This window comes from Streptomyces sp. NPDC059456 (assembly GCF_042750055.1).
GTDB lineage: Bacteria > Actinomycetota > Actinomycetes > Streptomycetales > Streptomycetaceae > Streptomyces.
The window spans coordinates 1-6,369 of record NZ_JBHYVA010000499.1; the positions used below are offsets into that span (position 1 = coordinate 1).

Below are 6,369 nucleotides of genomic sequence, written 5' to 3' on the forward strand. Positions count from 1 at the left end.
GGCTGCCGGGCCGGTATGCGCGCCCGGCGGCCTGCGGCGACCCACGGGGGTCACGGCCCCGTCCCCGGGGGCCCCGCGTCAGTGGAAAACCGCCGCCGCTGCGCGGTGGGAGCCGTTGAGATAGTGCTCGCCGACGGAGCGCAGCCGCTGCGCGACCGGGCGGTGGGCCGTCAGGACCCTGGCGTTGCGCCAGAACCGGTCCAGGCCGGGGGCGTCGGCGAGTTCCAGCACCTGGGCGGTGACGTGCAGGGCGGCCTTCGACATGACCGCTTCGGCCGTGGCGACCAGCGCGGCGACGCCCGCCGAGGCCTCGGCGTCGAGCTGCGCACCCGCGGCGAGGGCCCGGGCCATCACCTCCGTCGCCCGATCGACCACGGCGGTGGCCGTCTGGGTGGCGGAGGCGAGCTCCCCGTACGTCAGGAAGAGGTCCGGGTCCTCACCCGGCAGCCGGTGTGCGCGGCCGGCCCGGTTGAGGTCGCGCGCTTCGGTCAGGGCGCCCTCGGCGACGCCGAGGGCGACGTGGCACAGGGCGAGCCGGAGCGCCGGTTCCGCGAGCCCGGTGACGGGCGCGGTCGACTCCTCGTCGTGCGGCCGGCGTCCCAGCACCTGCCCCGGCGTGACCGCGACCCGGTCGAGGGCGAGCCGGCCCGCGCCGGCGACCCGCTGCCCGAGGCGATCGTGGTCGGGTTCGACGGTCACCCCCCGTTCGTCGGCCGGGATCCGCACGACCAGGACGTCGCCGGTCGCGGCGCAGACGGCGTCCACCACGATCTGGTCGGCGGCCGCCACCGCCGTGTCCACGCACCGGTGCCCGCTCAGTACGTAGCCCGTGGTGCGCGGCCTCAGCGTGAGGTCCGGTCCTTCGGCGTCGTGGTGGGGGGAGGGAGTGCGGACCGCGCCGGTCCACAGCCACCGCTCGCGGACCGACTCCTCTTCGAGGGCGGCGGCGTGCTCGTGATCCGCGTAGAAGCGTCCGCTCCAGGCGTGCACGTAGTGGCGGGCGAGGAGTTCGCCGACCGAGCCGTCCGCTGCCGCGACCTCACGTATGACGGCGCATCCGGTGCGCCAGTCCGCCCCGCGGCCGGGCCCGGGCGGGGTGAGGGCCGCCGGCAGGCCGGCCTCGCGCAGCCGGGCCGTCTCGTCGGTGGGCGGTTTGCCGGCCTGATCGCGGGCGATGGCGTCCGCGGCCAGGTCGTCCGCCACATCGCACGCGGTACGCAGGAGCGCGCGGCGCCGCTCTTCGTCGGATCGGTGGCCGGCGGGAACGGGTGCCGTCCGCGTGGGCGTCACCGGCAGGCCCCGGTGCAGCCCTGTGACGCGGGGGCTGGGCGGACGGCGGTGCGGCGGGCGTTGACGGTGGTCATGTCGGCTACTCCGGAACGTTGTCGGGCGGCGTCGGCCGGTTGCTGAGTGGTGGGGGAGGTGCGCGGGGGCGGGAAGGCGATGGGTGCGCGAGACGTCCGCGACCGGACGGGGCGGTCGGCAGGACTCCCAATCCCCACTTTTCCCATCGGATTGATAGGGATACTCGCCCGAAGCGACCTTCCGGGCAAGAGCGTGACCGCATCATGGACAAGTCGATCTCGTAATGGGAGACGATCCAGGTCCGTGGAGAGTCGTGTCGCTACGGGTGTCACTCCGTCAGAAACGTTGTGTACAAAGGAGGTTGGCCTGCAACTCATCATGGAGACGGGTACCCGTGTCCACTCCTTTCCTATGCAACCAGTAGGGAAGTATTGACGCAGGTCCACACGGCACCTCAGGATGTGCCCATGTCCCCGTCGCAGCCGTTGCTCGTACGCCGCAGGCACGTTGACTTCCGTCGCGTGGCCAGCGCCGTCTGCCGCCCCTTCTAGGGCTTCTCCGTCAGGGCATTTCCTCGATGCGCGCCGGCGTTCCGGCTGCCGCATCGTCTCCGTGCACCGCGCCTTTCGTGACCCCGGCCGTCTGGGCCGTGCGGGTCGGTCCGGCGCGTGACGTGCCGATCCTCCCGGTCGGCTCCGTCACGGAGACCCTCGCGCCCTGACCTGCCCGAACACCCGGCATCCGTATCTCACTCCGCGCAGCCGAAGGGGCTCATCGTGACCACCGCAATTCCCGCACCCGCGCCCGCCGTCCGTCGTTCCCCGGCCCCGCGCCTCCAGCTGGTGGGCGACCGCCCGCCCGGTGTCCCCGTCGGCGAGACCGACGGCGCTCGCGTCGGATACCTCGTCTTCCTGCCGGCGAACGTCGACCCGGTCGCGCTGATGCACGCGCACGGCATACGCCCGGAGGTCCACCCCCTCGGGCCCGGACTGCCTCAGGCCCCCGAGCCGGAACCGGCCCCGCAGCCCGAACCCGTCCAGCACGACGACGCGATCCGGGTCGACCGGGCGCGTCGGCTGGTCGAGCTCGACGGGTGCGAACTGGACCTCACCTACCTGGAGTTCGACCTCCTGGCCCACCTCGTGTCCCACCCGTACACGGTCCACACGCGTGACGCCCTCATCTCGGGCATCTGGGGTTACGGGCACATCGGCGACGGCCGTACGGTCGACGTCCACGTGGCCCGGCTGCGCCGCAAGCTCGGCCCCGCCTACCGGGACCGCATCTCCACCGTGCGCCGCGTCGGCTACAAGTACGTTCCCGAGCAGCACTGACCACAGGCCGCCGCCGGGGACGGGGAACCCCGGCGGCGGCCGACTCCCCGCCTGCCGCACCGCCCGCCATGACGGCGACCGCCCCTCCCGGGGGCCTGGGCGGTGCTTCCGGCTGCCCGCCGTGAGCCGTTCCCCCGGTCTCACATCCCGCGGGGCGGGCCTGCCCCGCCGAGCGGGGCAGGCCGTGGATCAGCGCCCGCCGCCGGCTGCGGTCAGCGCGTGCAGGCGTGCGCGCAGGGTGGTCACGCGGATGCGCAGTCGCTGCGTGGGCGTGGGCGGCAGGCTGCGGGACGTGCCGCGGGCGTAGTACCGCTCGACGTAGTACTGGCCCCCGCTCAGCAGGGTCGTGGTCGCGACGTACCAGAGGGTGGCGACCAACAGCAGCGGGATCACCTGGTAGTTCTGGTTGTAGACCAGCTGCACCGAGTACAGCAGATCGTGCACGGCCAGCACGCTGACGATGCTGGTGCCCTTCAGCGTGCCGATCAGCATGTTCCCCGCGGTCGGCACGATGGAACGCATCGCCTGGGGAACGACGATGCGGCGCAGGGTGCGGCGCCTGCTCAGACCGAGCGCCTGTGCCGCCTCCGTCTGCCCGGGGTCCACGGAGAGGATGCCGCCGCGCACCACCTCGGCCGCGTACGCGGACTCGTGCAGGGTCAGACCGATGACAGCGGTCAGGGTCGGGCCCAGCAGGTTCACCGTCCTGACGGAGAAGAGCTGAGGTCCGTACGGGATGCCGAGGCCGAGCGTGGGGTACAGCGCGCCGATGTTGAACCAGAACAGCAGCTGCACCAGCAGGGGGGTGGAGCGGAAGATCCACACGTAGCCCCAACTCAACGTGCGCAGCACCGGATTGGCGGACAGGCGCATCACCGCGAGCACGGTGCCGAACAGGAAGCCGAGCACCATCACCGCACCGGTGAGCCAGAGGGTGAGCAGCAGCCCGTCGAGAACGGCGGCAGTGGTGAAGTACCGCCCCACGACGTCCCATTGAAAGGCTTCGTTGCGAACGACCGAGACCAGCACCATCGCGAAGACCAGCAGGGCGGCGACGGCGGACAGCCGGCGGCCGATCCGCCGGCGCGGCACGATCAGCGGCGGTTCGGCCCCGAGAGCGGTGTCGTGGGCCTGTGCGCGCCCGGCTGGTGCGGTGGGCGCCCCGTCGCGAGCGGGGGCGGTGGTGTCGGATACGGCGGAGACATCGGGCGGGGTGGCCATGGGAGGCTCTCCAGGGAAGGGGCGCGGGCGTGGATGACCACCCGGCGGCACGGCGCGCGGAAGTACGGCACGAACTCCGCGGGGAATCCGTGCTGCCGGGATCGGCTGCTCGTGTCGTCACGCCCACCGCGTCCCTCAACGCGGGCGGAGGGGCCCCGCGTAGGCGGAGCCGCTCCGGCGTCGATCGTATGTGCCCGGGGCCCGGCCGTGTCAACCATGCAGGGCCCGGCCGGCCACCGGCCGTCCGGCATTCGGGCCCTTGCTTGACGAGGAGCCGCATGTACTGGTCAAGTAGTCGCATGACTGCCCATCAGCGCCTTGTTTCGCGCGACTACATCGACTTCGGTCGCGTGTGGTCCGCGGCGTGTTGCGCCTGACGCGGCAGCGGGCTGGCTGATCGGCCCTTCCCTCCCTCGGTGACCCCGTCGCGGGCCGAGATCCTCCTTCGCCCACCACCGGGCGCGGTCGGCGAGCCGTACGAGGCACGCTGGCGCACGTCCCGCCGTGCGCTGCCGCCGCCCCGAAACCTCCTTCGACGCCCCTCGCGCCGTCACGCCCGCATCGCCCGCACGTTCCTCGTGCCGTCCCGCCGTCGCCCGCCGCACCAACGGCCCTTCAGTCGTGCCCGGACGCGTGATCCCTCGCCCGTTCCGCACACCACCCCATGCCCCGCAACGGAAAGGCCTTCCCGCCGTGAACCTCCCCGGGAACGGGATCCGCACCCGCATGCGCACCGCCGCCGCCCTCGCCCTCCTGCCCCTCCTGGCGCTGACCGCCTGCGGCTCCTCCGGTGACGCAGCCCCCGCCGGTGCGGGTGCACCGGTGAACTCCGCGGCGGCCGACGACCCGGTCGCCGACGTACGGACCGTGGACCCGATCGCCGCCCTGCTGCCGGCCGAGGTCCGCGCGGCGGGCACCCTGCGCGTCGGCAGCTCCGTCGGGTCCCCTCCCTCGGCGTACTACCCGAACGGGCAGGACAAGCCGCCTGCCGGCCAGGACATCGACATCGCCGACGCGGTGGCCAAGGTCCTCGGCGTGAAACTGGAGCGCCAGGACGCCTCCTTCGAGACGATCCTGCCCGCCCTCGGCAGCGGCAAGTACGACTTCGGCACGGGCAACTTCGGCGTCACCACCGAACGCCTGAAAACCATCGACTTCGTCACCTACATCAACGACGGGCAGGGATTCGCCGTCAAGACCGGCAACACCACCCTGACCGCGCAGGTCTCCGACCTCACCCAGCTGTGCGGCCTGACCATCGGCACCGGCGCGGGCACGACGTTCGAGAAGACCCTCACCGCACAGAAGGGCGTCTGCGCCGCCGCCGGCAAGAAGCCGTACGAGGTGAAGGTCTTCGCCGAGACCGGGGCCGTCACCACCGCCCTGCAGCAGGGCCGGATCGACGTCGTCATGTCGACGATCAACGGCCTGCGCCACCAGGCCGCGCAGCCCGCCGCACACACCACCTTCCTCGGCGAGTACCACCGCCTCGACGTCGGCTTCGCCTTCAGGAAGGGCTCACCGCTGACCGGCGCCCTGCAGGCCGCTGTCAACGAGCTCATCAAGAACGGCACGTACACGCGCATCCTGAAGAAGTGGGGCACCACGGCCTCCGCGATCGACACGTCTCAGATCAACCCGGCCGAGCACACGTGAGGGGCGAGGCCGTGAACGACGTGATGGTGGAAGTGCGCGGAGTCCACAAGAGTTTCGGGCCGCTCGAAGTGCTGCGCGGCGTCGACCTGCACGTCCACGCCGGCGAAGTCACCGTGATCCTCGGCCCCTCCGGCTCGGGGAAGTCCACGCTCCTGCGCACCATCAACCACTTGGAAAAGGTCGACCGCGGCTGGATCAGCGTCGACGGCGAACTCATCGGCTACCGCGGCTCCCGCGGCAAGCTGTACGAGCTGAAGGAGAAGGAGGTGCTGAAGCAGCGCACCAGCATCGGGTTCGTCTTCCAGAACTTCAACCTCTTCCCGCACCTCACCGTCCTGGACAACCTCGTCGAAGCCCCGGTCTCCGTGCTGCGCCGCCCGCGACGGGAGGCGCAGGCAACGGCCCGACGGCTGCTGGACCGCGTCGGCCTCGCCGACAAGGCCGACGCCTATCCGCTCCAGCTGTCCGGGGGGCAGCAGCAGCGCGCGGCCATCGCCCGCGCGCTCGCCCTCGAACCCAAGGTGCTGCTCTTCGACGAGCCGACCTCGGCGCTCGACCCGGAGCTGGTGGGGGAGGTCCTCGACGTCATCAAGGACCTGGCCCGCGCCGGGACCACCATGGTCGTCGTGACGCATGAGATCGGGTTCGCGCGCGAGGTCGCCGACACCGTCGTCTTCATGGACGCCGGTGCGATCGTCGAGCAAGGCCCGCCCGCAGCCGTCCTGGACGCCCCGCGCCACGCCCGTACGCGCGCCTTCCTCTCCAAAGTCCTCTGAACGCGGTGGTGCCCTGCCCGGGTGGGGGGGGGGGCGGGGGGGTAGAGCCCCAAATCGCATCCCGAGACACAGTAAGG

6 protein-coding genes are annotated in these 6,369 nt (G+C 72.0%); 4 read left to right on the forward strand and 2 right to left on the reverse strand.

Annotated elements, in window-relative coordinates; genetic code table 11:
* Positions 1-78: 78 nt before the first annotated feature.
* Complete coding sequence (locus ACFXA3_RS31535) at positions 79-1,203, reverse strand: acyl-CoA dehydrogenase (protein WP_385192297.1); 1,125 nt, start codon at positions 1,201-1,203, stop codon at positions 79-81.
* 569 nt (positions 1,204-1,772) lie between these two features.
* Here ACFXA3_RS31535 and ACFXA3_RS31540 point away from each other — a divergent pair.
* Together ACFXA3_RS31540 and ACFXA3_RS31545 are read left to right on the forward strand one after the other, a co-directional pair.
* Positions 1,773-1,856 carry a putative leader peptide gene (locus ACFXA3_RS31540; protein ID WP_376195854.1) on the forward strand — a complete coding sequence of 28 codons (84 nt, stop codon included), beginning with the start codon at positions 1,773-1,775 and terminating at the stop codon, positions 1,854-1,856.
* Between the two features lie 225 nt (positions 1,857-2,081).
* Complete coding sequence (locus ACFXA3_RS31545) at positions 2,082-2,639, forward strand: winged helix-turn-helix domain-containing protein (RefSeq protein ID WP_385192300.1); 558 nt, start codon at positions 2,082-2,084, stop codon at positions 2,637-2,639.
* Positions 2,640-2,828: 189 nt separating this feature from the next.
* Here ACFXA3_RS31545 and ACFXA3_RS31550 read toward each other — a convergent pair whose 3' ends face one another.
* A complete protein-coding gene (locus tag ACFXA3_RS31550; protein ID WP_385192303.1) occupies positions 2,829-3,860 on the reverse strand; it encodes an amino acid ABC transporter permease in 1,032 nt (343 codons plus the stop codon).
* 726 nt (positions 3,861-4,586) lie between these two features.
* Between ACFXA3_RS31550 and ACFXA3_RS31555 the strand changes: the two genes are divergently transcribed.
* Both ACFXA3_RS31555 and ACFXA3_RS31560 read left to right on the forward strand, forming a co-directional pair.
* On the forward strand, positions 4,587-5,516 hold the full coding sequence (locus ACFXA3_RS31555) for an ABC transporter substrate-binding protein (RefSeq protein ID WP_385192309.1): 930 nt from the start codon (positions 4,587-4,589) through the stop codon (positions 5,514-5,516).
* A gap of 11 nt (positions 5,517-5,527) precedes the next feature.
* Positions 5,528-6,292 (forward strand): amino acid ABC transporter ATP-binding protein, encoded by a 765-nt coding sequence (locus ACFXA3_RS31560; RefSeq protein ID WP_385192306.1) that lies wholly within the window; start codon positions 5,528-5,530, stop codon positions 6,290-6,292.
* Positions 6,293-6,369 lie beyond the last annotated feature (77 nt).

Excerpts from the sequence above, each read along its gene's own strand:
- ACFXA3_RS31550 (WP_385192303.1), bottom strand. The coding sequence starts at position 3,860 with ATGGCCACCCCGCCCGATGTCTCCGCCGTATCCGACACCACCGCCCCC.
- ACFXA3_RS31555 (WP_385192309.1), top strand. The coding sequence starts at position 4,587 with ATGCGCACCGCCGCCGCCCTCGCCCTCCTGCCCCTCCTGGCGCTGACC.
- ACFXA3_RS31540 (WP_376195854.1), top strand. The coding sequence starts at position 1,773 with ATGTCCCCGTCGCAGCCGTTGCTCGTACGCCGCAGGCACGTTGACTTC.